22 protein-coding genes are annotated in these 25,231 nt (G+C 67.7%); 16 read left to right on the top strand and 6 right to left on the bottom strand.

Annotated elements, in window-relative coordinates; genetic code table 11:
• Positions 1 to 5 precede the first annotated feature (5 nt).
• Both ligA and ACFV15_RS10075 read left to right on the top strand, forming a co-directional pair.
• Positions 6 to 2,111, top strand: coding sequence for an NAD-dependent DNA ligase LigA (ligA, locus tag ACFV15_RS10080; RefSeq protein WP_378349853.1), 2,106 nt, complete (start codon positions 6 to 8; stop codon positions 2,109 to 2,111).
• 369 nt (positions 2,112 to 2,480) lie between these two features.
• On the top strand, positions 2,481 to 4,313 hold the full coding sequence (locus tag ACFV15_RS10075) for a transglycosylase domain-containing protein (RefSeq protein ID WP_378349852.1): 1,833 nt from the start codon (positions 2,481 to 2,483) through the stop codon (positions 4,311 to 4,313).
• Here the strand turns inward: ACFV15_RS10075 and ACFV15_RS10070 are convergent.
• Both ACFV15_RS10070 and ACFV15_RS10065 read right to left on the bottom strand, forming a co-directional pair.
• On the bottom strand, positions 4,310 to 4,966 hold the full coding sequence (locus ACFV15_RS10070; RefSeq protein ID WP_378349851.1) for an O-methyltransferase: 657 nt from the start codon (positions 4,964 to 4,966) through the stop codon (positions 4,310 to 4,312). The two genes, ACFV15_RS10075 and ACFV15_RS10070, sit on opposite strands and share 4 nt — an antisense overlap.
• Positions 4,967 to 4,987: 21 nt before the next feature.
• Positions 4,988 to 5,791 (bottom strand): ABC transporter ATP-binding protein, encoded by an 804-nt coding sequence (locus ACFV15_RS10065; protein WP_378349850.1) that lies wholly within the window; start codon positions 5,789 to 5,791, stop codon positions 4,988 to 4,990.
• A gap of 79 nt (positions 5,792 to 5,870) precedes the next feature.
• Between ACFV15_RS10065 and ACFV15_RS10060 the strand changes: the two genes are divergently transcribed.
• Genes ACFV15_RS10060 through ACFV15_RS10040 form a run of 5 tightly spaced genes read left to right on the top strand, consistent with a single transcriptional unit; the run spans position 5,871 to position 10,395 of the window.
• Complete coding sequence (locus ACFV15_RS10060) at positions 5,871 to 7,064, top strand: lipid-transfer protein (RefSeq protein WP_378349849.1); 1,194 nt, start codon at positions 5,871 to 5,873, stop codon at positions 7,062 to 7,064.
• 9 nt (positions 7,065 to 7,073) lie between these two features.
• Complete coding sequence (locus ACFV15_RS10055) at positions 7,074 to 7,505, top strand: SRPBCC family protein (RefSeq protein ID WP_378349848.1); 432 nt, start codon at positions 7,074 to 7,076, stop codon at positions 7,503 to 7,505.
• Positions 7,502 to 8,344 (top strand): MaoC/PaaZ C-terminal domain-containing protein, encoded by an 843-nt coding sequence (locus ACFV15_RS10050; protein WP_378349847.1) that lies wholly within the window; start codon positions 7,502 to 7,504, stop codon positions 8,342 to 8,344. The genes ACFV15_RS10055 and ACFV15_RS10050 overlap by 4 nt, the downstream gene beginning before the upstream one ends.
• Positions 8,345 to 9,223 carry an SDR family oxidoreductase gene (locus ACFV15_RS10045; RefSeq protein WP_378349846.1) on the top strand — a complete coding sequence of 293 codons (879 nt, stop codon included), beginning with the start codon at positions 8,345 to 8,347 and terminating at the stop codon, positions 9,221 to 9,223.
• Positions 9,220 to 10,395: an acyl-CoA dehydrogenase family protein gene (locus ACFV15_RS10040; protein ID WP_378349845.1), complete on the top strand. Its 1,176-nt coding sequence runs from the start codon at positions 9,220 to 9,222 to the stop codon at positions 10,393 to 10,395. The genes ACFV15_RS10045 and ACFV15_RS10040 overlap by 4 nt, the downstream gene beginning before the upstream one ends.
• Here the strand turns inward: ACFV15_RS10040 and ACFV15_RS10035 are convergent.
• The gene (locus ACFV15_RS10035) at positions 10,392 to 12,350 is read right to left on the bottom strand and encodes an SDR family oxidoreductase (RefSeq protein ID WP_378349844.1); all 1,959 of its coding nucleotides are present in this window, start codon (positions 12,348 to 12,350) and stop codon (positions 10,392 to 10,394) included. The genes ACFV15_RS10040 and ACFV15_RS10035 overlap by 4 nt on opposite strands.
• A gap of 37 nt (positions 12,351 to 12,387) precedes the next feature.
• Positions 12,388 to 12,591, bottom strand: coding sequence for a hypothetical protein (locus ACFV15_RS10030; protein WP_378349843.1), 204 nt, complete (start codon positions 12,589 to 12,591; stop codon positions 12,388 to 12,390).
• Between the two features lie 180 nt (positions 12,592 to 12,771).
• On the opposite strand from ACFV15_RS10030, the gene ACFV15_RS10025 reads away from it, so the two are divergent.
• From ACFV15_RS10025 to ACFV15_RS10015, 3 genes are all read left to right on the top strand, one after another.
• Positions 12,772 to 13,995 carry an NAD(P)/FAD-dependent oxidoreductase gene (locus ACFV15_RS10025; RefSeq protein ID WP_378349842.1) on the top strand — a complete coding sequence of 408 codons (1,224 nt, stop codon included), beginning with the start codon at positions 12,772 to 12,774 and terminating at the stop codon, positions 13,993 to 13,995.
• A gap of 511 nt (positions 13,996 to 14,506) precedes the next feature.
• Positions 14,507 to 15,112 (top strand): DUF222 domain-containing protein, encoded by a 606-nt coding sequence (locus ACFV15_RS10020; RefSeq protein ID WP_378349841.1) that lies wholly within the window; start codon positions 14,507 to 14,509, stop codon positions 15,110 to 15,112.
• A gap of 34 nt (positions 15,113 to 15,146) precedes the next feature.
• Complete coding sequence (locus ACFV15_RS10015; protein WP_378349840.1) at positions 15,147 to 15,614, top strand: HNH endonuclease; 468 nt, start codon at positions 15,147 to 15,149, stop codon at positions 15,612 to 15,614.
• A 925-nt stretch (positions 15,615 to 16,539) separates the two neighbouring features.
• Here ACFV15_RS10015 and ACFV15_RS10010 read toward each other — a convergent pair.
• Entirely contained in the window at positions 16,540 to 17,784 is a 1,245-nt protein-coding gene (locus ACFV15_RS10010; protein ID WP_378349839.1) for a Bcr/CflA family multidrug efflux MFS transporter, read from the bottom strand.
• 210 nt (positions 17,785 to 17,994) lie between these two features.
• Here ACFV15_RS10010 and ACFV15_RS10005 point away from each other — a divergent pair, with 210 nt between their 5' ends.
• Genes ACFV15_RS10005 through ACFV15_RS09980 form a run of 6 tightly spaced genes read left to right on the top strand, consistent with a single transcriptional unit; the run spans position 17,995 to position 24,510 of the window.
• Positions 17,995 to 18,852, top strand: coding sequence for a fumarylacetoacetate hydrolase family protein (locus tag ACFV15_RS10005; RefSeq protein ID WP_378349838.1), 858 nt, complete (start codon positions 17,995 to 17,997; stop codon positions 18,850 to 18,852).
• 1 nt (position 18,853) lies between these two features.
• Complete coding sequence (locus ACFV15_RS10000) at positions 18,854 to 20,149, top strand: enolase C-terminal domain-like protein (protein ID WP_378349837.1); 1,296 nt, start codon at positions 18,854 to 18,856, stop codon at positions 20,147 to 20,149.
• A 6-nt stretch (positions 20,150 to 20,155) separates the two neighbouring features.
• Positions 20,156 to 20,908, top strand: coding sequence for an SDR family NAD(P)-dependent oxidoreductase (locus ACFV15_RS09995; RefSeq protein WP_378349836.1), 753 nt, complete (start codon positions 20,156 to 20,158; stop codon positions 20,906 to 20,908).
• Positions 20,909 to 20,952: 44 nt separating this feature from the next.
• On the top strand, positions 20,953 to 21,981 hold the full coding sequence (locus ACFV15_RS09990) for a sugar ABC transporter substrate-binding protein (RefSeq protein WP_378349871.1): 1,029 nt from the start codon (positions 20,953 to 20,955) through the stop codon (positions 21,979 to 21,981).
• Entirely contained in the window at positions 21,978 to 23,504 is a 1,527-nt protein-coding gene (locus ACFV15_RS09985; protein ID WP_378349835.1) for a sugar ABC transporter ATP-binding protein, read from the top strand. Before ACFV15_RS09990 ends, ACFV15_RS09985 begins: the two co-directional genes overlap by 4 nt.
• Before the next feature lie 52 nt (positions 23,505 to 23,556).
• Positions 23,557 to 24,510, top strand: coding sequence for an ABC transporter permease (locus ACFV15_RS09980; protein WP_378349870.1), 954 nt, complete (start codon positions 23,557 to 23,559; stop codon positions 24,508 to 24,510).
• Positions 24,511 to 24,528: 18 nt separating this feature from the next.
• Here the strand turns inward: ACFV15_RS09980 and ACFV15_RS09975 are convergent, their stop codons facing one another.
• Positions 24,529 to 25,230, bottom strand: a complete 702-nt coding sequence (locus ACFV15_RS09975; protein WP_378349834.1) for a FadR/GntR family transcriptional regulator — start codon at positions 25,228 to 25,230, stop codon at positions 24,529 to 24,531.
• Position 25,231: the final 1 nt, after the last annotated feature.

Genomic DNA, 25,231 nt, shown 5'->3' with positions numbered 1-25,231 from the left:
CCGCTGTGAGCACCGAAACCGCCGAGCTTCCCGCTGACGTTCCCGCCGACGTCCGCGAGCGCCATGCCGCGCTCGCGGAGGAGATCCGCGGGCATCAGTTCCGGTACTACGTGCTGGATTCGCCGATCGTGTCGGATGGCCAGTTCGACGAGCTGCTCGGCGAGCTGCAGCGCATCGAGGACGAGCACCCCTCGCTGCGGACGCCGGATTCGCCGACGCAGAACGTCGGCGGCACGTTCTCCACGGACTTCGCCACGCATGACCATCTCGAGCGCATGCTGAGCCTGGACAACGTGTTCACCGCCGACGAGCTGCAGGCGTGGGTCGAGCGGGTCGAGAAGGAGATCGGGCACACGCGGTACCTGGCCGAGCTCAAGATCGACGGGCTCGCGATCAACCTGCTCTACGAGAACGGCAAGCTCACCAGGGCGTTGACGCGCGGCGACGGGCGCACCGGCGAGGACGTCACACTCAACATCCGCACGCTGGACGGGTTGCCGGAGGAGCTGACCGGCACCGCCGAGTTCCCGGTGCCCGCGCTGGTCGAGGTGCGCGGCGAGGTGTTCTTCCGTGTCGAGGACTTCCTCGAGCTCAACGCGAAGATGGTCGAGGCAGGCAAGACGCCGTACGCGAACCCGCGCAACACGGCGGCGGGATCGTTGCGGCAGAAGGATCCGAAGATCACCAGGTCCCGGAACCTGCGGATGATCTGCCACGGCCTGGGCAGGCGCGAGGGTTTCGAGCCCGCGCGGCAGTCGGAGGCGTACGACGCGCTGGCGGCGTGGGGGCTGCCGGTTTCCACGCACAGCAAGGTGGTCTCGTCGGCCGACGAGCTGCTGGCGCACATCAAGTACTGGGGCGAGCACAAGCACGACGCCGAGCACGAGATCGACGGCGTGGTCATCAAGGTCGACGACGTCTCGCTGCAGCGCAGGCTGGGTTCCACGTCGCGCGCGCCGCGCTGGGCGATCGCGTACAAGTACCCGCCGGAGGAGGTCGTCACCACGCTGCTGGACATCCAGGTCAACGTGGGGCGCACCGGGCGGGTCACGCCGTTCGCCGTGATGGAGCCGGTGACGGTGGCCGGGTCGACCGTCTCGATGGCGACACTGCACAACCAGCAGGAGGTCAAGCGCAAGGGCGTGCTGATCGGGGACAAGGTCGTACTGCGCAAGGCGGGCGAGGTCATCCCCGAGGTGCTGGGCCCGGTCGCCGACGCGCGGACCGGCGCCGAGCGCGAGTTCGTCATGCCTGCCGAGTGTCCCTCGTGCGGCACCGAGCTCGCGGCGCAGAAGGAGGGCGACATCGACATCCGTTGCCCGAACTCGCAGTTCTGCCCGGCGCAGCTGCACGGGCGGCTGTTCCACCTGGGCAGCCGCAACTGTTTCGACATCGAGGTGCTCGGCGAGTCCGCTGCCGCGGCGCTGCTGGACTCGGGTGTCGTCGCCAACGAGGGTGACCTCTTCGACCTCACCGAGGAAGACCTGCTGCAGGTCGAGCTGTTCCGCACCATGGCAGGTGAGCTGTCGGCCAACGGGCACAAGCTGCTGGCGAACCTGGCGGTGGTCAAGGACCGTCCACTGTGGAAGGTCATCGTCTCGCTCTCGATCCGCCACGTCGGCCCGATCGCGGCCAGGGCGCTCGCCCGCGAGTTCGGTTCGCTGACGGTGATCGAGGACTCGACGGAAGAAGCGCTGGCCGACGTGGACGGCGTCGGCCCGACCATCGCGCGCGCGGTCGTCGAGTGGTTCGCCGTCGACTGGCACCGCGAGATCGTCACCAAGTGGCGCCGCGCGGGCGTCCGCATGGTCGAGGAGCGCGACGAGTCCATCCCCCGCAACCTCGAAGGCCTGTCGATCGTGGTCACCGGCTCACTCCCCGGCTTTTCCCGCGACGAAGCCAAAGAGGCCATCATGGCCCGCGGCGGCAAAGCCGCGGGCTCGGTCTCCAAGAAGACCGCCTTCCTCGTGGTCGGCGACGCCCCCGGCTCCAAATACGACAAAGCGGTCCAGCTCAAAGTCCCGGTCCTCGACGAACCCGGCTTCCGCATCTTGCTCGCCCAAGGCCCCGAAGCCGCCACCGCCGCAGCCCTCCCCACCCCTGACGTCTAACCCACCCCGGCTTCGCCTCGCCCCCGCTTCGCCCAGCATCGCGTCGTCCATCCGCGCACGCGTGTCGTCCGCCTGTGTACGCGTGCCGTCCATCGGTGTACGTGTGCCGACCCTCCAGGCACGTGTGCCGACCCTCCAGGCACATGTGCCGACTCGCCAGGCACAGGTGCCGACCGTCCGGATACGTGTGTTGTGTTCGCCTTTCGGTTGCGCGAGCGCGGGGTTCACGAGGGATCGGGGGCTACCCGCTGCCCTCGATGGACGACGCGCGGGTGGCGGGGTGGCGCGATCGGGTGGCTTGACAAGATCTTCATAACTTTTGGTGATCTTTTCACCGAACCTGTCACCCGGTCGGGCGTCTTATAGGTCGTGGACGATCTTCCGGACGAGGCGAAGGCACGGCGGCGGAAGCGGTGGCGGGTGGTGCGCCGGATCGCGTACTGGCTGGCCGGTATCGGGATCGCGGTGCCGGTCAGCGCGTTCGGGGTCGCCTATCTGATGCTCGACGTGCGGAGTCCGCGGGACGTGCTCGCCGACCTCGACAAGACCGTGGTCCTGCAGTACTCCGACGGCTCCGACCTGCTCAAGGTCGTTCCGTCGGACGGTGACCGGCTTTACGTGCGCTACCAGGAGATTCCGCAGAAGCTGCGCGACGCGATCATCGCCGTCGAGGATCCGACGTTCTGGGACAACCAGGGCTTCGATCCGATGGGCATCGCCAGGGCCGCGGTGACCGGCGTCGGCGGGGGCTCCGGGATCACCCAGCAGTACATCAAGAAGTCGACCGGTGACGACGACGCCACCGCGGGCAGGAAGTTCACCGAGCTCGTGCTCGCCACGAAGATCACCCAGGAACAGAGCAAGGAACAGATCTTCGAGAGCTACATCAACATCATCTCGTTCGGCCGCAGCACGTCCGGGCCCGCGGCGGCGATGAACGCCTACTTCGGGCGCAAGCTCGACGACTCGATCACGTGGAGCGAGGCCGCCTTCCTCGCCGGGATGATCCAGTCGCCGAGTGTGCACGATCCGTTCGCGTCCAGCCATGAGCATGCCGCCAAGCGCTGGCAGTACGTGGCCGACAAACTCACCTCGCGCGGGTATGTGCCGAAAGACCAGGTCAGCGCGCTGGCGTACCCGAAAGACTCGATACTGCCGCCGTCCGAGACCCGCGCCGGGCGCGTGACCTATCCCGACTATCACGTCAAACAGCAGGTGCTCACCGAACTCGAGAGGCTCGGGTTCCCGCTCGACCGGCTCCGCCGCGGCACCATGAAGGTCGAGACCACCCTCGACCGCCAGGCGCAGGCCAACGCCGCGAAAGCCGTCGAAGGAGGGCTCAAGGACAAGCCGGACCATTACCGCGCCGCGCTGGTCGCCGTCGATCCGGCGACGGGGGCCATTCGCGCTTACCAGGGCGGGAAATGGAGTGCGCACGACTACGCGGGCACGCCGTACGCGGCCGGGCCCGCGTTCTATCCGTTCATCGCCACCGCCGCGCTGCAGCACGGCGGCACGCTCGAGCAGCCTTATGAAGCGCCGTTCAAGATGGAGTTCGGCGGCGAGACGTTCAAGAACCAGAACGATTGTGCCGACGAGAAGAAGTGCTCGGCACGCGAGGCGATCAAGCTGCCGGCCGACACCCCGTTCGTCGACATGACCAAGCGGTTCGGCGTCGACGCCGTCAGCAAGGCCGCGCGCGACGCGGGCATCCCCGACGAGGTCGACGGCGAGGCGACGCTGCGTGAGCCGGACGGCGTCAAGATCGGCGCCGGCATCGCGGTCGGGCGCTATGGGCTGCGGCCGCGTGACGTCGCGGGCGCGTACGCGACGTTCGCCGGTGACGGCCAGAAGGCCGAGACGCACTTCGTCGCGAGGATCCGCGACGAGAACGGCCAGGTCATCTGGCAGCGCGAAGCCAAGCGCACGCCGGGAGTGAGCCCGCGCATCGCCAAGGAGATCGCCGGCGCGCTCATGGAGAGAACCGCCGACGGCAGGCCCATCCCGGTCATGCGTGGCGCGTTCCGCTTCAACGACACGGGCGACGCCGCCAACGCCTGGAACGTCGGCTACACCCCGCAGCTCGCCACGGCGGTCTGGGTCGGCGCCGACGAGGAACGCCGGATGCGTGACGCGGACGACGAACATCTCAGCGGGAAGAACGTCCCCGCCGCCATCTGGAACGCCTTCATGGGCACCTAGGCAACCACCAGCGCGATCGTCAGCCCGTCGTACCCCTTGCCGCCGACCGTCTGCAACGACGTCGCGTCCACCCGTGGTTCGTTCGCGATGAGCTCGTTCATCCGGCGGATGCCGAGTATCGCCGGGTCGGTGCTCGCCGCGTCCGCGACCGCGCCGCCGCGCACCACGTTGTCGACCACGATCACGCTGCCCGGCTTGGTGAGCCGCAGCGCCTCGGTGAAGTAGGTCGGGTTGTTCACCTTGTCCGCGTCGATGAACACGAACTCGAACGTCCCGTCCAGCGTCGGCAGCGTTTCCGCGGCCAGGCCCAGCCGGATGTCGACGCGATCGCCGAGACCGGCCGCCGCGAGGTTCTCGCGCGCGACCTCGGCGTGCTTGGCGTCGAACTCCAGCGTGATCAGCTCGCCGTCGGACGGCAGCGCGCGGGCCAGCCAGATCGTGCTGTAGCCGCCGAGCGTGCCGACCTCGAGTATCCGGCGCGCGCCTGCCAGTTTCGCCAGCAGGTAAAGAAGCTTGCCCTGGTTGGGCGCGACCGCGATCGGCGGCAGCCCGGCGTCATCGGAACGGCGCCTGGCCGCCTCGAGCGCGGCGTCGTCCGGGGACAGGGTCGTGGTGAGGTAATCGTCTACTGTGGACCAAAGTTCCTGTGTCATGAGACCTCCCCTGCCAAGGTACTAGTGCAGGCGACGGCCTGCCTTGGGGATGACGAGCGGGGTGCCCGTTTCGGGACAGGGCATCACGCGGCAGGGGAGTTCGAAGATCTTCTCGACGTTGGTTTCGGTGACCACGTCTTCGGGTGCGCCGGTGGCGATGATCTGGCCGCCGCGCATCGCGATCATGTGGGTGGCGTAGCGGGCCGCGTGGTTGAGGTCGTGCAGCACGGCGACCAGGGTCCGGCCCTGCGCGGCGTGCAGATCCGCGCACAGGTCGAGGATGTCGATCTGGTGCGCGATGTCCAAATAGGTCGTCGGCTCGTCGAGCAGCAGCAGGTCCGTCTCCTGCGCGAGCGCCATCGCCATCCACACGCGCTGGCGCTGGCCGCCGGAGAGCTCGTCGACCAGGCGCTCGGCCAGGTCGTCGACACCGGTCGCGGCCATCGAGCGGGCGACGATCTCGCCGTCTTCGGCCGACGCCTGCCGCAGCAGCTTCTGGTGCGGGTAGCGGCCACGCGACACGAGATCGGACACGGTGATGCCGTCCGGCGCGATCGAGCTCTGCGGCAGCAGGCCGAGCCTGCGCGCGACCTCCTTCGCCGGGTAACTCGTGATGACCTGGCCGTCCAGGAACACCGAGCCCTTGCGCGGCTTCAGCATCCGCGCGAGCGCGCGCAGGAGTGTGGTCTTGCCGCAGGCGTTGGGGCCGACGATGACGGTGAACGAGCGGTCCGGGATGGACACCGCGAGTTCCTCGGCGACCGTGCGCCCGTCGTAAGCAAGCGTCAGCGCGTCCCCGTGCAGGCGGGTTTCTGTAGCGACCACGTAGGCAAGGCTAACCTACCGCGCCCGCGAGCTTCATAACCATTGATAAACATACAGTCTTGTTGGTATGTTCGCGCCCATGGCGAACAGGACTTATGTGGTCGGCGTCGGGATGACCAAGTTCGAGAAGCCCGGCCGTTGCGAGAACTGGGACTACCCGGACATGGCGCGCGAGTCCGGCACCGCGGCGCTCGAAGACGCCGGGATCGCGTACGAACAGGTCCAGCAGGCGTATGTCGGGTATGTCTACGGCGAGTCGACCGCAGGCCAGCGTGCCGTCTACGAGCTCGGCATCACCGGTATCCCGATCGTCAACGTCAACAACAACTGCTCGACCGGGTCCACCGCGCTTTTCCTTGCCGCGCAAGCGGTGCGCAGCGGCACGGTCGACTGCGCGCTCGCGCTCGGCTTCGAGAAGATGAAGCCGGGCTCGCTCGGCTCCACCTACGACGACCGGGTCCAGCCGATGCTCAACCACATGCTCGCGCTCGGCGAGCTGTACGAGTTCGCGATGCCGCCCGCGCCGTGGATGTTCGGCGCCGCGGGCCGCGAGCACATGGACAAGTACGGCACGACCGCCGAGCAGTTCGCCAAGATCGGCGAGAAGAACCACCGCCACTCGGTCAACAACCCGTACGCCCAGTTCCAGGACGAGTACTCGCTGCGGGACATCCTGGACTCCCGCATGGTCTACGAGCCGCTCACCAAGCTCCAGTGTTCGCCCACTTCGGACGGTTCCGGCGCGGCGATCATCGCCAGTGAGTCCTTTGTGGACAAACATGGTCTCGCCGGCCAGGCCGTCGAGATCGTCGGCCAGGCCATGACCACCGACTTCCGCAGCACCTTCGACTCCAAGTCCGCCGCCGCGCTCGTCGGTGCCGATATGAGCAAGCAAGCGGCTTTGCGGGTCTACGACCAGTCCGGGCTCGGCCCCGAGGACATCCAGGTCATCGAGCTGCACGACTGCTTCTCCGCCAACGAGTTGCTGACCTACGAGGCGCTCGGCCTGTGTGCCGAGGGCGAGGGCGGCAAGCTCGTCGACGCGAACGACACCACCTACGGCGGCCGCTGGGTGGTCAACCCGTCCGGCGGGCTGATCTCCAAGGGACATCCGCTCGGCGCCACCGGGCTCGCGCAGTGCGCCGAGCTCACCTGGCAGCTGCGCGGCACCGCAGGCGAACGCCAGGTCGACGGTGTCACCGCCGCCTTGCAGCACAACATCGGGCTCGGCGGGGCCGCCGTCGTCACCGCCTACCAGCACGCGAACCGCTAAAGGAGAACCATGGGCCAGATCAGTGCTTCCGTCGACCTCCCCGCCGCTCCCGACAAGGTGTGGGCCGAATTCTCGAACCCGAACAACTTCGAGAAGTGGCTGACCATCCACACCAAGTGGAAGGGTGACGTGCCGACGGAGTTCGCCAAGGGCGCCAAGGTGTCCGAAGTGGTCACGATGCTCGGCATGCCGAACACCATCGAATGGACGGTCGACGAGTTCGAGGCGCCGTCCAAGCTCTCGATCTCCGGCACCGGGATGGCGGGCGTCAAGGTCAAGTTCGCTCTGTCCGTTGTGGACGCCCCTGGCGGGTCGACGGCCAGCATCGACGCCGAGTTCACCGGCCAGATGATCGTCGGCGCGCTGGGAAAGGCCGTCGAGAAGGACGGCAAGAAGAACCTCGACGCTTCACTGTCCAAGTTCGCCGAGCTGGTCGGATGAACTTCGACCCCGAAGGCCTCGACCGGTGGACCGGCGAGAACCGGTTCGAGGTCACCCGCGAGCGGATCATCGCCTACGCCGAGGCCACCAATGACCCGATCGAGGAACACCGCGCGGGCGACATCGCGCCGCCGGTGTTCGCGATCGTCCCGGTCTTCGACTCGCTGCTCGAACCGGCCGTCGAGGTCATGCCGGTCGAGCTGATCCCGCGTGTCGTGCACGGCGAGCAGGACTTCGTGTTCTACCGGCCGATCCGGCCAGGCGACAAGCTGGTGTCACGCGCCAAGATGATCGGCTGGGAGGGGCTGGAGAACGGCACCCGCTCGGCCACCTACATCGAGTGCCGCACCGAGGGCGGCGAGCTGGTCAACGAGCAGTACGTGACCACGTTCGTGCGCAAGTTCAACGCGGGCGAGACGCGGGGAACGCTCGCTCCCGGCCACAAGTTCGACGAGGCGCTGCGGGGCGACGCGCCGGTCGCCAAGGTCGTCCAGCACGTCGACGAGGATCAGACGTTCCGGTATTCGCCCGCATCCGGTGACCCGATGCCGATCCACCTCGACGAGGAGATCGCGAAGATGTCCGGGCTGCCGGGGATCATCGCGCACGGCCTGTGCACGCTGGCGTTCACGTCGTGGGCTGTGCTCACCGAGGTCGCGGACTCGCGCACCGAACGTCTCAAGCGGCTCGCCGTCCGGTTCTCGAAGCCGGTGCTGCCCGGCCAGGACATTTCCACTCAGATCTGGCGATCCGGCACGGAAGCCTATGCGTACGAAACAAAAGTCGGCGACGACGTCGTGGTGAAGGACGGCCTCGCCGTCATCGCGGAGGAGCGGTAAATGGGAGTCTTGGACGGACGCGTCGCCATCATCACCGGCGCCGGGCGCGGCATCGGCCGCGAGCACGCGCTGCTCTTCGCGCGCGAAGGCGCGAGCGTGGTCGTCAACGACCTCGGCGGTGGCAACGACGGCAGCGGAGCCGACTCGGGACCCGCGCAGCAGGTCGCGGACGAAATCGTCGCGGCGGGCGGGAAAGCGGTCGCCAACACCGACAACGTGGCTGACTGGAAGGGTGCCGAGGCACTCGTCGAGCAGGCCGTCGGCACGTTCGGCGGCCTCGATCTGCTGATCAACAACGCCGGCATCCTGCGTGACGGGTTCATCGCGAGCCTTGATGAGTCCCAATGGGACGATGTGATCGCCGTGCACCTCAAGGGACACATGGCGACCATGCGCCACGCCGCCGCGTACTGGAAAGCCCAGGCGAAATCGGGCAAGCCCGTCACCGCCGCGATCGTCAACACGGCCTCGGCGTCAGGCACGTTCATGCCGAACGCGGGCCAGGTCAACTACGGCGCGGCCAAAGCGGGCATCGCCGCGATGACGCTGGTCGCCGCGCAGGAACTCGAACGCTACGGCGTGCGTGCCAACGCGATCGCGCCGATCGCACGCACCCGGCTCACCCTCGCGACACCCGGCATGGGCGCGATCTTCGCGCAGGAGGTCGAAGAGGGCGAGTTCGACGCGTTCAGCCCGGCCAACATCTCGCCGCTGGTGGCGTACCTGTCGACCGAGAAATGCCCGCACAACGGCAAGTTGTTCGCGGTGCAGGGCGGCGCGATCTCGTTGCTGGAAGGCTGGCACGCCGTACAGACGACCGAGACCGACGGCCCGTGGACCGTCGAGAACGTGGGGGACCGGCTGGGTGCGTGGGCATGATCGAATGGTCAGAGACCGACCTGATGATCAGGGACGCATTGCGGGAGTTCATCGCCAAGGAGATCCGGCCGCACACCGACGCGCTCGAAAGCGGTGAGCTGCCGCCGTACGACATCATCCGGAAGCTGTTCGCGGCCTTCGGCATCGACGTGATGGCGGCGCAGGCCGTGAAATCCTTGCTGTCCAAGGAATCCGGCTCCGGAAAGCGGCCGGTCGGGCAGGAGGGCATGGCGCTCATCGCGGTCAGCGAGCTGGCCGGGGTGAGCCTGGGCATCGTCGCGTCGATGGGCGTCAGCATCGGGCTGACCGCGGCGACGATCCTCGCGCGCGGCACGCACGAACAGAAGGAGCGCTGGCTGCCGGGACTCGCGACCTTCGAGAAGATCGGCGCGTGGGCGATCACTGAGCCGGACTCGGGCTCCGACGCATTCGGTGGCATGAAGACCCATGTCCGGCGGGACGGCGACGACTACGTCCTCAATGGACAGAAGACGTTCATCACGAACGGCCCGTACGCGGACACGATCGTCGTCTACGCCAAACTGGACGACGGCTCGGCGCCGCGCGACCGTCAAGTGCTGACTTTCGTGCTGGACAAGGGAATGCCGGGTCTCACGCAGGGCAAGCCGTTCAAGAAGATGGGCATGAACTCGTCGCCGACCGGCGAGTTGTTCTTCGACGACGTCCGGCTCGGGCCGGACCGGCTGCTCGGGTCCGGCGGCGAGGCCAGCGCGCGGGAGAGCTTCTCGTACGAGCGGATGGGGGTCGCGGCGCTGGCGCTCGGGATCATCAACGAGTGCCACCGGCTCAGCGTCGAGTACGCGAAGAGCCGGAAGCTGTGGGGCCAGGAGATCGGTCGGTTCCAGCTGGTCCAGTTGAAGCTGGCGAAGATGGAGATCGCCAGGATCAACGTGCAGAACATGGTCTTCCAGACGATCGAGCGCCTGCGCGCGGGCAAGCTGCCGACGCTGGCGGAGGCGTCGGCGATGAAGCTGTACTCCTCGGAGGCGGCGACCGAGGTCGCGATGGAGGCCGTGCAGCTCTTCGGCGGCAACGGCTACATGGCCGAATACCGCGTCGAGCAGCTCGCGCGCGACGCTAAGTCGTTGATGATCTACGCGGGCAGCAACGAAATCCAGGTCACGCACATCGCCAAGGGCCTGCTCGCTTAACCGCGACGACGCCAGGCGAGCCGGGTCACGGCGCCCGCCACCGACGCCAAGGGAGCCTTGCGCGGCAGGTGGCGGGTTTCCGGCGCGGACTCCGGCATCGCCCGGTAAGCCAGATGCGCGGCGAAGCGCATGAACCTCGGGCCGACGAGCGTCGCGAGTTCGGCCGCCCGGCCCTCCGGCAGGCTGAGCACGACCGGGCGTTCCTCCAGGGCCTTGACCACCAAAGCCGCCGCGCGTTCCGGGCTGCTCGACGGGATGACCCGGTAAGACGAGCCCGTCGGCGTGATCATGTCCGTGCGCACCAACGGCATCCGCACCGACGTGAACGTGATGCCGTCCGAAAGCGTCTCGCGCCCGGCGGTCAGGCCGAACTCCTCGAGAGCCGCTTTCGAAGCCAGATAAGCGGAGAAGCGCGGCGTGTCCGTCTGCAGGCCTTGGGTGGTCACGTTCACGACGTGGCCGAAGCGTTGCGCGGCCATCGAAGGAAGCAGGCCGAGTGTGAGCCGCACCGGGCCGAAGTAGTTGACCGCCATCGTGCGCTCGTAGTCGTGGAAACGCTCTGTCGACAAGTGGACAGAGCGCCGGATCGAGCGGCCGGCGTTGTTGACCAGCATGTCGACCGGGTGCTCGGTGAGGACGTCCTTGACCAGCGCGTCGATCGCGTCGCCGTCGGTGAGGTCGCATGGGTACGCGAACGCCCTGCCGCCCTCGGCGACGATCTCGCGCCGGACCTCCTCCAGCTGGTCCGCGCGCCGCGCGACCAAGAGCACCGTCGCGCCGCGGCGTGCGACGGCCAGCGCGGACGCCCGGCCGATGCCGGAAGAGGCACCGGTGATGAGCACGGTCTTGCCGGTCAAGCCGCGATGGCGTGCGCGGTCGGTGTCGAGGTGCTCGCGCCAGTAGCGGTAGAGCGGCCCGGCGTACTCGCGCAGCTCAGGGAGGTTCAGGTCCGGCAGTGCCGCACGGGTCGCCGTGGTGTCGAAGTCGACGGCCATGCTCAAGTGCGGCAAGACTTCCAGCGGGATCCCGAGTTCGCTCAACACGCTCGCGCGGGCTTGCCTTCCGCCGGGGATCTTGTCGACGCCGCGCGCGGCCAGCGAGGCGAGGCGCGTGCCGACCGTACGTACTCCGGCGGGCAGCGTGCGGGCGATTCGCGGGCCGCCCGCCACGCGCGCGAAGGCGTTGTAGACCTCGTGCAGTGACTGCGGGCGAGGCGACGCCAGGTGATAGGTGCTGCCGGAGGGGGCGTCGGCGTGTATCAGGCGATCCATGGCGGCGACCACGTAGTCGACCGGGACCAGGTTGGTGCTGCCCAGATCCGGCCCGGCCAGTGGCAGCCGCTTGGGCAGCGCTGCGAGGCGGGAGATGGCGGGGAGGAAGTAGTACGGGCCGTCGATCTTGTCCATCTCGCCGGTGCGCGAGTCGCCGACGACCGCGGACGGCCGATAGATCTTGAAGGGCACGGAGTCCTGCGCGCGCACGAGTTTCTCGGCTTCGAACTTCGTCGCGTGATACGGGGACGTGAACGACTGGCCGAGATCGAAGTCGGACTCGGTGAACTTGCCCGCGTGGTCACCGGCGACGGCGATCGACGAAACATGGTGCAGCCACTGGGCTTTCGCGGCCGCGGCGAACGCGAGGACGTTGCGGGTGCCTTCGACGTTGGCGATCCGGTTCGCCTCGTCGGACGCGGTGAGGTCGTAGATCGCGCCCAGGTGCACGACGTGGGGGATCCCGGTGAACTGCGTCGGATCGACGCCGAGCGCGGGCTCGGTCAGATCGCCGACCACGGGCACGACTCTGTCATCGGCCGCCCAAGGCAGCGCGGCGAGCTTGTTCCGCGACGTCTCACGCACCAAGACGTGCACGGTCTCTGTCGTCTCTCTCGCCAACAGCCTGGTGACCAGGCGTTTTCCGAGGAAACCGGTCGCTCCTGTGACAAAGTAGCCCGTCATGCACCGAGCTTACCTACTCGTCAGTAAGAACGGTAGGTCAGTCGCTCTCAGGGTTGGCCACGGCGACGACGGCGTCGCGCAATGCCGCGCGCAGTCTGCCGACGTCCAACGGGCCGAGCACCGCGGCTTCGCCGGGCGGAGCCACGAGCACCACCTTGTCGCTGCTCACGAATACGGTGACGTCGCGGCGCCTGCCTGCTAGATCCCGGCAGTTGATCGACCATTCGTCTCGCGGTACCACGGCTGCTGCCCTCCGATTGGACTGGCGAATCTTTGGTGCGTGCCCTGCTGGGACGACCGGGTGTGACGCGCGTGACGCGGGAATCCGGAAAAATCTACCGACGAGTTTCGCGGGCATGCCGGAAACCGGTAACAGCGGTAGCGTGCGACTGATACTCGCGCCGTGCCGGGAGGAAAACCCATGTCGGAGCCCAAACGCATCGTCATCGTCGGAGCCGGGCTGGCGGGTGCCTCCGCCGCGGCGAGCCTGCGAGAGCGCGGCTATTCGGGTGAAATTCTCGTTCTCGGCGACGAAAAGCATCGCCCGTACGAGTTGCCGCCCCTGTCGAAGGGGCTGCTGCTCGGCGACAAGGACGAGCCGGACTGGGTACGCGACGAGAACTTCTACGCCGAGCACAACGTCGATCTCCGCAGCGGCGTCACCGCGACCCGCATCGAACTCGGCGCCCGCCTGGTCCTCGACAGCCACGGGGGAGAGCACCGCTTCGACCGCCTGCTGCTCGCCACCGGCTCGCGCCCGCGTTCGCTGCCGGTACCCGGCGCGGACCTGCCGGGCCTGCGGACGCTGCGCACCCTCGACGACGCATTGGGCTTGCGCGAGGACCTCGCCAAAGCCGAGCGGGTGGTCGTCGTCGGCGCGGGCTGGATCGGCACGGAGGTCGCCGCGGCCGCCCGTAAGCACGACTGCGAAGTGACCGTGGTCGACATGGTGTCCGGCCCGCTTGAGCCGGTACTCGGGCCGGACATCTCCGCGGTCTTCCGCGATCTCCACAGCGAGCACGGGGTGACCTGGCGCCTCGGCGCCGGAGTCGCGGAGTTCACCGGCGGCCCCGACGGGGTGCGCGGCGTCCGGCTGAGCGACGGCTCCGAGCTCACCGCCGACCTGGTGCTGGTCGCCGTCGGCGTCGCACCGCGCGTCGAACTCGCGCACGCCGCCGGCCTCGAGATCGCCGACGACGGCGGCGTCTGCGCCGACGCGGGCCTGCGCACGGCCGCCCCCGACGTCTACGCCGCAGGCGACATCGCGGCCCACTTCCACCCGCGCTACGGCAAACGCGTCCGCGTCGAGCACTGGGCGAACGCGAAGAACCAGGGCACGCACGTGGCAGGGAACCTCATCGGCGAGAACGAGCCGTACCTGAACTCGCCCTACTTCTTCACCGACCAGTACGACCTGGGCTGCGAATACCGCGGCATCGCCGACATCGACACCGACGAACTGGTCGTGCGCGGTGACCTGGCTTCGCGCGAGTTCATCGCGTTCTGGGTGCGCCAAGGGCAGGTCACGGCCGCGATGAACGTGAACATGTGGGACGACGGGGATGCGCTGAAGTCTCTTGTGGACGGTCGGGCTACGGTCACCGCTGATCAGCTGCGCACTGCTGACCTGGGCTCCCTGGTCTGACCCCTCGCTTGGGAAAATCCCAATGTGGCTTTCGTCAGATCAGACCTGACGAAAGCCACATTGGGATTTTTTGGCTTGCCCTGGGCCTTGGTCGGTTTGGGTTGGCTCCAGGGCGGTCCCGTATGAACATTTCCGCTGTTTGGGTCGTGTTGTGTGGTGGGTCGCTGCGGAAATATCCATACGGACCGAGGGCGCGTTGGCCACAATCCGTTGTAATTCAACGAAAACTCCGCGCGGGGCTCGTTGCCCGCCTTGCGTGGTGGGGCGGGCTGCCCCGAAGTCCGCGTGGCCAAGAAAAGCAGAAAACCCAGCGTGTCTAGTGGCATATGACTCTGGGCGCAGGTAAGATGGAGTCATGGTCAGCACCGAAAGTCCTTCCGTCGCAGCACCGCCCGAGTGGTGCTGCGACGGAAGGACGCGCTGCTCATGAACTACGTCGCACGGGAACGGGAGAAGCGCCGTCTGGAGGGCGGAGCAGGGCCAGATCCTGGCGGAGATCGAATCCCGTGGTGTGAAGGACGTAACCGGATACGCGGTGTTGTCGCAGGCACTGGTCGACTGGGTGCAGATCAAACCCGCCGAAGCCAAAGCCCGCGTCGATCGCGCTCGCGCGCTCAACCCGCGTCAGGACGGCGGCACCCGGATTCCCGCGCTAGCCCCGTATGCCGCTTCGGCCGCGCTGGACGGGGACCTGGGTGCGGCACAGCTGGATCCGATCATCACCGGACTCGCGGCATTGCCCGCCTGGGTATCGGCCGAGGAACGGGAAACCGGGGAGCAGATCCTCGTCGACCTCGCCCGCACCGCCGGGCCCCGCCAGATCGGTCAGGCCGCCACAAACTTGCGGGATCGGCTCGACCCCGACGGACGCGAACCCAAAGACCCCGACCCCACCGCCCCGCGGCATGAACTCGGGTTCGTGACCCACCGCGACGGCACCCACGGCGTGAAGATCACAACCGACGCCGAAACCATCGCCCGCCTCAAAGCCGCACTCGACCCCCTCGCCAAACCCCGCCCCGCCACCGAAGAAGAAGGCCGGGACACCCGGTCACAGTGGGAACGGCTCGGGGATGCATTCGCCGAATTCGTTCAGATCGGCATGGCCAGCCCCTGAGATCCCCACCCAGGCCGGGGACAGCGTGCACCTGGTGGTCACCATCGGCCTGGAAGAACTCAAGACCGGGATCGGACGGGCCTGCCTCGATCTCGTCGGCGACATCAGTGCCGCCGAGGCCCGCATCCTGGCGTGCGACTGCAAGATCATCCCGGTCACCCTCAACGCTCAGGGCGCACCCCTCGACGTCGGCCGCACTCAGCGCCTGGCGACCCCAGCACAACGGCTCGCCCTGGCCATCCGAGATGGCGGCTGCGCCTTCCCCGGATGCGATGCGCCACCCCAGCGATGCACCGCTCACCACATCGTTTTCTGGGCACACCACGGGGAAACCCAGATCGACAACCTCGTGCTGCTCTGCGGCAGACACCACCGCCTCATCCACTCCAGCGACTGGGAAGTCCGCATCGCCACCGACGGCTACCCCGAATTCATCCCACCAGCCTTCATCGACCCCGCACGCACGCCCCGCCGCAACACCCTGCACACCAGCCGAACCTGAAACCGGACGCGCGGCCCACCGGCCCATCGCGTGTGCAGGAATTCTGGCCACTGAGTGGCCGAAACTTCGTCACCTTCTTCGTGGCTCTTGGTCAAGGAGCCGCGGTCGCCGGGCCCGGCATGACTTAGTCCCCTGTCTTTCCCATGATCCCGGGGGCTCACCGGGCTTGGGTGGCATCGAGGGACCGCTGATAGGGACACGTGCCGCCCGGTGTTGGGGTAGGCCTCGTCGCAGGCGTGGCTGCTGGCCGTCGATGCCTGACTGGCGACCGGCACGCTACGAGACGAAAGACACCGTGCATGGACAACGGTTACGGAGTGTTCCTCGGCTTGGACGTCGGCAAGAGCGAACACCACGGGGTCGGTTTGGCCGCAAACTCGCCTCGATCGCGACCAAGCACACCCCGCGCATGGGCGCGAAACTAGTCGAGGACATCCTCACCGCACTGTCCGACACGACCAGCCGCACCTACTACGACCCAATCGAGCGAAGGCAAGAAACACAACGTCGCCCTCATCTGCCTCGCCCACCGACGCTGCGACGTCCTCTACGCCATGCTCCGCAACAAGGCCTACTACCAGCACCCCGAGCCACTGCTAGTTTGACAACTTCCATAGGGACACCCCCGCACAACGACCGGCGCATCTCACAGCCGTCATCGCTCGCCCACGGTCGAGGTAGCCCGACCCGCAGCCAAGGCGGGCATCAAGTCCCGGGCGGAGATTTTTGGTGAGCCACAACGGATTGTGGCCAGCGTGCCCTCGGTCCGTACGGATATTTCCGCAGCGACCCACCACGGAATCCGGCCCAGACAGCGGAAATGTTCATACGGGACCGCCCTGGATCCGACCCGTCAACCCAAACCCACGGCGAGCGACCCATCGCTTCGCCTACCCCGCAGAAGCCCCAATGCGTCTTTCGGTCCCTACGAGATGACTAACGACGCATTGGGATTTTTTTTCCCGGTCAGGGTGAGGTAGGCCAGCAGCGCCAGCGAGGTGAAGCTCGCGATCACGATGACCATGGGAAGCGCGGTGCCGGGGCCGCCCAGGCCGACCAACGGGGTCGCCAGGCCGCCGACCAGGAACTGGAGCACGCCCATGAGGGCCGAGGCCGCGCCCGCGTTGCCCGCCTGCTCGGCCAGGCCGAGTGAACTCGCGTTCGGGGCGACCATGCCGATGCTCGACACGACCACGAACAGGCCGATCAGCAGCCCGATGAGACCCCAGTCGCACGCGACAGCGAGCACCACGAGCACGCCGCCGAGGACCGAGCAGTACAGGCCGAAGCGCAGCAGTACGCGCTCGGGGAAGCGGCCGACGATCGCGCCGTTGAGCTGGCCGACCGCCACGATGCCGATGCCGTTGATGCCGAAGGCGAGCGCGTACGCCTGCGGGCTCAGGCCGTAGATTTCCTGCAACACGAACGACGAGCCGGAGATGTAGGCGAAGAGGCCTGCGAACATGAGGCCGGACGCGAGCGTGTAGCCCATGAACGTCCGGTCGCGCAGCAGGCGGAGGTACGTGCGCAGGATCGCGCGCGGTCGCGCGGGCACGCGCCGCTCAGGAGGCAGTGGTTCCGGCAGTGCGAGTGCGACGACCGTCAGCAGCAGTACGCCGAATACGACCAGCACGACGAAGACGCCGCGCCACGAGGTCACCCGGAGTACCTGGCCGCCGATGATCGGCGCCAGGATGGGGGCGAGGCCGTTGACGAGCATGAGCATCGAGAAGAACTTGGTCATCGCGATGCCGGAGAAGAGGTCGCGCACCGTTGCCCGTGCGATCACGATGCCCGCGGCGGCGCCGATGGCCTGCACCACGCGTGCCGCGATGAGCAGTTCGGCCGTCGGGGCGAACGCGCAGAGTACGGAACCGATCACGTAGAGCGCGAGGCCGGCGAGCAGTGGCCTGCGGCGGCCGAACGCGTCGGAGAGCGGTCCGATGACCACCTGCCCGATGGCCAGGCCGATGATGAACGCGGAGAGGGTGAGCTGCAGCGTCGACGGCGCGCTGTGGAAGTCCGCGGTCATCGACGGGAACGCGGGCAGATACATGTCGATCGACAGTGGCCCGAACGCCGAAAGGCCGCCCAGTATCAGCGCGTACCGCAGCCTGCTGTGTGGTCTGACCTGCACGGATGCCGTCGGCTCCGCCATGGTTGTGCTCATCTGACTCCCACCCAGTAGTTCTCCCACAGTGCGAAACTTGCTTAGCGTGGGTAAATATTCCCATGCGGCCGGAAGCTTCCCGACGAGCGGAAGTGATCGTATGAACTGATCCGATCAATTTTCGACATTAATCCGATCGAACCCTAGATACCTGCCTGGCGATGCGATATACATCGGATGTCTGGGTAGTCAATGCGGGAGGGAACGTCCGTGCAGCTGTTGCGTCTCGGTGAACCGGGAAGTGAGCGCCCCTTCGTGCGTGCCGAGGACGGCACGATCCACGACCTGTCCTCGCTGACCGCCGACATAGACGGCGGTTTCCTGGCCGCTGACGGGATAGCCCGGGCCGCCGCCGCGCTGGAGCGTGGCGAGCTTCCGTCGATCGAAAACGCCCAGGACCTGCGGGTGGGCGCGCCGATCGCGCAGCCGGGCAAGGTCGTCTGCATCGGCCTCAACTACCGGCGCCACGCCGAGGAGACCAACGCGGAGATCCCGAAGGAGCCGGTCGTCTTCATGAAGGCGGCCGACGTCGTCGTCGGGCCGAACGACCAGGTGCTCGTCCCGCGCAAGTCCACCAGCACCGACTGGGAGGTGGAACTCGGCGTCGTCATCGGCAAGACCGCCCGCTACATCGAGCGCGTCGAGGACGCGCTCGACTACGTCGCGGGCTACGTCGTGTCCAACGACGTCTCCGAGCGCGAGTTTCAGCTGTTCCGGGGCGGGCAGTGGGACAAGGGCAAGTCGTGCGAGAACTTCAACCCGCTCGGGCCGTGGCTGACCCCGGCGAGCCAGGTGCCCGACCCGCAGTCGCTCGGGCTGCGGCTGTGGGTCAACGGCCACAAGTGGCAGGACTCGTCCACCAAGGACATGGTGTTCACGGTGGCCGAGATCGTGCACTACCTGAGCCAGTTCATGGTGCTGCGCCCCGGCGACCTGATCAACACGGGCACGCCGGAAGGCGTCGCGCTCGGCCAGCCTGACCCCAAGCCGTACCTGCGTGAAGGTGACGTGATCGAACTGGAAATCGACGGCCTCGGCCGCCAGAAGCAGTCCGTCGGGCAGGCCTGACATGGCGCACATCATCGGCATGGAGGTCATGGACGTCCGGTTCCCCACGTCGCGGGAGCTGGACGGGTCCGACGCCATGAACCAGGACCCCGACTACTCGGCCGCCTATGTCGTGCTGAAGGCCGACACCGGCCCCGACGGCTACGGCCTCGCGTTCACCATCGGCCGCGGCAACGACGTGCAGGCCGCCGCGATCAGCGCGCTCGAGTCGCATGTGGTCGGCAAGCGGGTGCCCCGCACCGCGTCCGAGCTGGCCAAGCTGTCGGCCGATCTGATCGGCGACTCGCAGTTCCGCTGGCTCGGCCCGGAAAAGGGTGTCGCGCACATGGCCATCGGCGCGGTCGTCAACGCCGCGTGGGACCTGGCGGCCCGGCACGCTGACCGTCCACTGTGGAGATTCCTGGCGGAGATGACCCCGGAGGAGATCGCCGGGCTGGTCGACTACCGCTACCTCTCCGACGCGCTCACCGAGCAAGAGGCGATCGACATTCTCAAGGCCGCCGAGCCGGGCCGTGGCGAGCGCACGGAACGCTTGCTGCGTCACGGATATCGTGCCTACACCACAACTCCCGGCTGGCTGGGCTACTCGGACTCGAAGCTCGTCCGGCTTTCCGAGCAAGCGGTCGCCGACGGCTTCGAGATGATCAAGCTCAAGGTCGGCGGCGACGTCGAGGACGACGTCCGCCGGATGAAACTGGCCCGCGAGACGGTCGGACCGGCCATCCGGATCGCCGTCGACGCCAACCAGCGCTGGGACGTCACCACCGCCATCCAGTGGATGAACCAGCTCGCCCCGTACGACCCGTACTGGATCGAGGAGCCGACCTCGCCGGACGACGTGCTCGGGCACGCGGCGATCGCCAAGGCGCTCAAGCCGATCAAGGTCGCCACCGGCGAGCACGTGCAGAACCGCGTGGTGTTCAAGCAGATGCTGCAGGCGGAGTCGCTCTCGGTGCTGCAGCTCGACGCCGCGCGTGTCGGCGGCGTCAACGAGAACGTCGCGATCCTGTTGCTGGCGGCCAAGTTCGGTGTCCCGGTGTGCCCGCACGCAGGCGGGGTCGGGCTCTGCGAGATGGTGCGCCACCTCTCGATGTTCGACTATGTTTCGGTTTCGGGCAGTGACGTCGACCGCTCCATCGAGTGGGTCGATCACCTGCACGAGCACTTCACCGACCCGGCCATCGTCCGCGACGGCCGTTACGTGGCACCGACCGCACCTGGGTTCTCCAGCCGCATGCACGACGCGACGCTGCGGCGTTTCCTGTTCCCGGACGGTCCCGAATGGACGGAGAGTTAAGACCTGATGTCTGATTTCGAAGGCCTGGTGGCCGCCGTCACCGGAGGCGCTTCGGGGATCGGCCTGGCGACGGCCGAGCTGCTCGCCGCTCGCGGAGCCACCGTGGCCGTGCTGGACCTGAAGCCCGACGAGGTGCCCGAAGGCCTGACCGGCTTCCGGTGTGACGTCAGCTCCGCCGCTGAGGTCACCTCCGCCATCGACGCGGTCGTGGACCGGTTCGGCCGCCTCGACATCGTCGTCAACAACGCCGGTATCGGCGCGCAGGGTGACGTCACAGCCAACGACGACGACGAGTGGCACCGTGTGCTCGACGTCAACGTCGTCGGCATGGTCCGCGTCGCCCGCGCCGCCTTGCCTCACCTGAAGAAGTCGCCGTCGGCGGCGATCGTCAACACCTGTTCGATCGCCGCTTGGTCGGGCCTGCCCGCACGTGCGCTCTATTCGGCGAGCAAGGGCGCGGTGCACGCGCTCACCCTCGCCATGGCGGCCGACCACGTGCCGGACGGTGTCCGGGTCAACTGCGTCATGCCGGGCACCGCGGACACCCCGTGGGTCGGCAGGCTGCTCGACAACGCCGACGACCCCGTCGCCGAGCGCGCCGCGCTCGAAGCACGCCAGCCGATGGGCCGCCTCGTCTCCGCAGGCGAGGTCGCCAACTCGATCGTCTACCTGGCGAGCCCGCTGTCGGCTTCCACGACCGGCACCGCGCTGGCCGTCGACGGCGGCATGTACGGCCTGCGCTTACGGCCGAAGAACTAGAGCTTTTCCCATCCGGCATCAAGGAGGATCCGGTGCGCGCATCTTTGCTGAAAGTGGCCGCCGCGACGGCTATGGCCAGTCTCGCACTCACAGCCTGTGGCTCCACAAAGGACAAACCAGCCGGTGACGGCGGCCAGGCGCAGGGCGGCAAGGTCGGCGCGACCGTCCCGCTGCTGACCTCCCCGTTCTGGCAGGCCTACAACAACTACGTGCCGAAGATGGCGCAGCAGTCCGGTGTGGACGCGCTGCCGACGGTCAACGCCGACAGCGACTCCGCCAAGCAGATCACCGACATCGGCAACCTGCTCAACCAGGGCGTCAGGGGCCTGGTGGTGACCCCATTGGACTCCGCGGCCATCGTCGCAGGGCTCAAGCAGGCCGAGAACAAGAACGTCCCGGTGGTAGCCGTCGACGTCGCGCCCGAAAGCGGCAAGGTCGCCATGGTCGTGCGCGCCGACAACAAGGCGTACGGCGTCAAGGCGTGTGACGCCATCGGCGCCAAGGTCACCTCCGGCAAGGTCGTGCAGATCATGGGCGACCTCTCCTCGGTCAACGGCCGCGAAAGGTCGGAGGCCTTCCGCGAGTGCATGAAGACCAAGTACGCCGGTGTCCAGGTGCTGGAGATCGCGGCCGAGTGGAAGGCCGACAAGGCCGCGTCCGGGCTGGAAGGCCTGCTCACCGCGAACCCCGACATCAAGGCCGTGTACATGCAGGCCGGTGGCGTCTACCTCGCGCCGACGCTGCAGACGCTGAAGCGCAAGAACCTCTTCTTCCCGGTCGGCGACCCCAAGCACATCGTGCTGGTGAGCAACGACGGCATCCCGCAGGAGCTCAAGGCGATCCGTGACGGCGAGCTCGACGCCACCGTCTCGCAGCCTGCCGACGACTACGCCAAGTACGGCATGTACTGGATCAAGAAGGCCATGGCAGGCGAGAAGTTCCAGCCTGGCCCGACCGACCACGGCAGCACCATCGTCGAGACCCACCCCGGCATCCTCGAGGACCAGCTGCCCGCGCCGGTCGTCACCAAGGACAACGTCGACGACAAGGCTTTGTGGGGCAACAACTTATGACCGCGCCAGCCACTGCGGGAGCCGCCGCCCCGGTGGTCAGTGCTTTCGGTGTCGGCAAGCGCTACGGTCCGACCGTGGCCTTGTCCGACGTCAGCCTGACAGTCCGGCCCGGCGAGTCGCACGCGCTCGTCGGCCGGAACGGCGCCGGTAAGTCCACGCTGGTCTCGATCCTCACCGGACTGTCCAAATCGGACACCGGGTCGGTCGAGTTCGGCGGCGAACCGGCGCCGCCGCTGGCCGATCGTGACGGCTGGCGGCAGAAGGTCGCCTGTGTGTACCAGCACTCGACCGTCATTCCCCAGCTGACGGTCGCGGAGAACCTGTTCCTCAACAGGCAGTCCGGCAAGAACTTCATGATCAGCTGGAGTCGCCTGCGCCGCCAGGCGCGTGAGCTGCTCGACTCGTGGGGCGTCGCCGTCGACGTCGACACGCTGGCGGGCGAACTGTCCGTCGAGGACCGTCAGTTCGTCGAGATCGCTCGAGCTTTGTCTTATGGCGCGCGGTTCATCGTGCTCGACGAGCCGACGGCCCAGCTCGACAGCCAGGCCATCGAGCGGCTCTTCGACCGGATGCGCGAGCTGCAGGCCAGTGGCGTCACCTTCCTGTTCATTTCCCATCACCTGCATGAGGTTTACGAGGTCTGCGAAGCCGTTACGGTGCTGCGTGACGCTCGGCATGTGTTGACCGCGCCGGTCGCCGACCTCGGCCGCGCCGACCTCGTCGCCGCGATGACGGGGGAGCAGGGTGGCCTCTCGGTGCGCGACGCGGCCGAGCGCGACCCGCTGGACGACAGCGCGGCCGAGGCGCTCACCGTGGACAACCTGTCCGGGGATTCCTTCTCCGGCATCAGTTTCCGCCTGCGCAAGGGCGAAGTGCTCGGCCTGGCGGGCAGCAACGCCAGTGGCAAGCACCAGCTCGCCGAGACGCTCTACGGCCTGCGCAAGCCGACCGAGGGCACCGTCAAGATCGACGGCGTGCCGCTCAAACCGGGCAGTGTCCCGGCCGCGCTCAAGGCCGGGATCGGCTGTGTGCCAAGGGATCGCCACCACCAGGGACTGGTGCTCGGCATGTCCATCGCGGACAACGCCACGATGAGCGTGCTCGACCGGCTCGGCCCGGCCGGCATCGCGTCACCGGCCGCGCGCGGCGGCAACGCCCGCGCCGCCATCGCCGACTACGGCGTGGTGGCCGCGAGCGCCGACCAGCCGGTGTCCGACCTTTCCGGTGGCAACCAGCAGAAGGTGGTGCTCGCGCGCGCTCTCGCGAGCGACCCGCGCGTGGTGGTGCTGATCAACCCCACCGCCGGTGTCGATGTGAAGTCCAAGGAGGCGCTGCTCGCGGTCGTCGACCGGGTGCGCGCCGAAGGCAAGGCGGTGCTGATCGTCAGCGACGAGCTTGACGATCTGCGCCTCGGCGACCGGGTGCTCGTGCTGCGCGCGGGCGCCGTGGTCGCCGAACACCAGGCCGGCTGGTCCGACGGTGACCTGGTGGCGGAAATCGAAGGAGTCGAGATCGGTGACTGAAGTCCTCGCGAAGAGCCAGAGTGCGGCTCCCGCCGCACCGGCCAAAAAACGGATCGGGTGGCTGCGTGAACTCGCGCTGCTCCCGGCGCTGGTGGTCGTCGTCATCTTCGGCGCGCTGGTCAACGACAGTTTCCTCGGCGTCGACAACCTGATCAGCATCCTCGGCGCGTCCGCCGCGCTGGCGCTGGTCGTGCTCGGCGAGTCGCTGGTGCTGATCTCCGGGAAGTTCGACCTCTCGCTGGAATCCACCGTCGGCATCGCGCCGGCGCTGGGCGCCATGCTGGTGATCCCCGCGGTGTCCGCCGGGTTCGGCACGGAACTGCCGACCTTCGCGGGCATTCTGGTGGTGCTGCTCATCGGCGCGCTGGTCGGCGCGGTCAACGGGTTCCTGATCGTCAAGCTCCAGCTCAACGCGTTCATCGTGACGCTGGCGATGCTGACCATCCTGCGCGGCCTGCTGATCGGCTCCACCAACGGCAAGACCCTGTTCGACCTGCCGGACGCGTTCACCGACCTGGCCACCACGACGTTCGCCGGGCTGCCGATGTCGGTGTGGCTCGCGGCGGTCGCGTACGCCGTCGCCGGGTTCGTGCTGCGCTATCACCGCGTCGGCCGCGCGCTCTACGCGATCGGCGGAAACCGCGAAGCCGCACGGGCCGCCGGTATCCGGGTGGACCGCATCTCCTGGCTGGTGTTCGTGGCCGCCGGTGTGCTGGCCGCGCTGGGCGGGCTCGTGCTCACCGGCTATGTCGGCGCGCTCAACGCCAACCAGGGCGACGGGATGATCTTCACCGTCTTCGCCGCCGCGGTCATCGGCGGGATCTCCCTCGACGGCGGCAAAGGCAGTATGTTCGGTGCGCTCACCGGTGTGCTGCTGCTCGGCGTGGTGAACAACCTGCTGAACCTGGCGCAGGTGCCGGTCTTCTGGATCACCGCGATCTACGGTGGCATCATCCTGGTGGCGCTGATCATTTCCCGGTTCGCGGGTGGAAAACCCCAGACGTAAAGGGAGTTACCCGTGTCCCTACGGCTCCACGGGCACGTCGTCGGCGGTGCCCAAGGCGTTGCGCAGCCACTGCTCGACGCCTGCGACGTGGACCGTCGCCCACGACCGGGCCAGTTCCGGCTCGCGGGCGGCGATCGCGTCGTAGATCGCCATGTGCTGCTCGCGGGTCTTGGCGACCGCACCCTCCTGGGTGAGGCCGCGCCAGATCCGCGCACGCGCGGTGGGGCCGGAAAGACTGTCCAGAAGGGAGCACAGCACCGGGTTGCCGGAGCCGTCGGCGATCTTGCGGTGGAACTGCAGATCGTTGGCGACCAGCGCCTCCACGGTCGGCGAGTCGGCGAGCTCGTTGAGCAGCTCGCCTAGCTCCGCGATGTCCTCTTCGCTCATGTGCAGCGCGGCCAGCGCGGTCGCGGCGGGCTCCAGGATCCGGCGCACCGCCAGGAAGTCGAGCACGGTGTCGTCGCGGTGGAAGTCGACGACGAAGGTCATCGCGTCCAGCAACAGGTTCGGCTCCAGGCTGGTGACGTACGTGCCGTCACCCTGCCGGACGTCGAGCACCCTGATGAGGCACAGTGCCTTGACAGCCTCACGCAGTGAACTGCGGGACAGGCCCAGCCGCTGCGCGAGTTCGGCCTCTTTCGGGAGCCGGTCGCCAGGAGCCAGCTCGCCCGAGATGATCATGTCTTTGATCTTGTCGATCGCGACGTCGGTGACCGGCATG

Origin of the sequence: Amycolatopsis sp. NPDC059657 (genome assembly GCF_042734395.1) — a bacterium.
Classification (GTDB): domain Bacteria; phylum Actinomycetota; class Actinomycetes; order Mycobacteriales; family Pseudonocardiaceae; genus Amycolatopsis.
Note: the sequence above shows the minus strand (reverse complement) of the source record. Positions and strands in the feature narration are given on the sequence as shown.

Bases quoted from the DNA above. Each gene is read 5' to 3' on its own strand.
- ACFV15_RS10000 (WP_378349837.1), top strand. From the start codon at position 18,854: ATGGCGCACATCATCGGCATGGAGGTCATGGACGTCCGGTTCCCCACG.
- ACFV15_RS10010 (WP_378349839.1), bottom strand. From the start codon at position 17,784: ATGAGCACAACCATGGCGGAGCCGACGGCATCCGTGCAGGTCAGACCA.
- ACFV15_RS10055 (WP_378349848.1), top strand. From the start codon at position 7,074: ATGGGCCAGATCAGTGCTTCCGTCGACCTCCCCGCCGCTCCCGACAAG.
- ACFV15_RS10060 (WP_378349849.1), top strand. From the start codon at position 5,871: ATGGCGAACAGGACTTATGTGGTCGGCGTCGGGATGACCAAGTTCGAG.
- ACFV15_RS10050 (WP_378349847.1), top strand. From the start codon at position 7,502: ATGAACTTCGACCCCGAAGGCCTCGACCGGTGGACCGGCGAGAACCGG.
- ACFV15_RS10045 (WP_378349846.1), top strand. From the start codon at position 8,345: ATGGGAGTCTTGGACGGACGCGTCGCCATCATCACCGGCGCCGGGCGC.
- ACFV15_RS09975 (WP_378349834.1), bottom strand. From the start codon at position 25,230: ATGCCGGTCACCGACGTCGCGATCGACAAGATCAAAGACATGATCATC.
- ACFV15_RS09985 (WP_378349835.1), top strand. From the start codon at position 21,978: ATGACCGCGCCAGCCACTGCGGGAGCCGCCGCCCCGGTGGTCAGTGCT.
- ACFV15_RS10035 (WP_378349844.1), bottom strand. From the start codon at position 12,350: ATGACGGGCTACTTTGTCACAGGAGCGACCGGTTTCCTCGGAAAACGC.
- ACFV15_RS09995 (WP_378349836.1), top strand. From the start codon at position 20,156: ATGTCTGATTTCGAAGGCCTGGTGGCCGCCGTCACCGGAGGCGCTTCG.
- ACFV15_RS10040 (WP_378349845.1), top strand. From the start codon at position 9,220: ATGATCGAATGGTCAGAGACCGACCTGATGATCAGGGACGCATTGCGG.
- ACFV15_RS10025 (WP_378349842.1), top strand. From the start codon at position 12,772: ATGTCGGAGCCCAAACGCATCGTCATCGTCGGAGCCGGGCTGGCGGGT.
- ACFV15_RS10070 (WP_378349851.1), bottom strand. From the start codon at position 4,966: ATGACACAGGAACTTTGGTCCACAGTAGACGATTACCTCACCACGACC.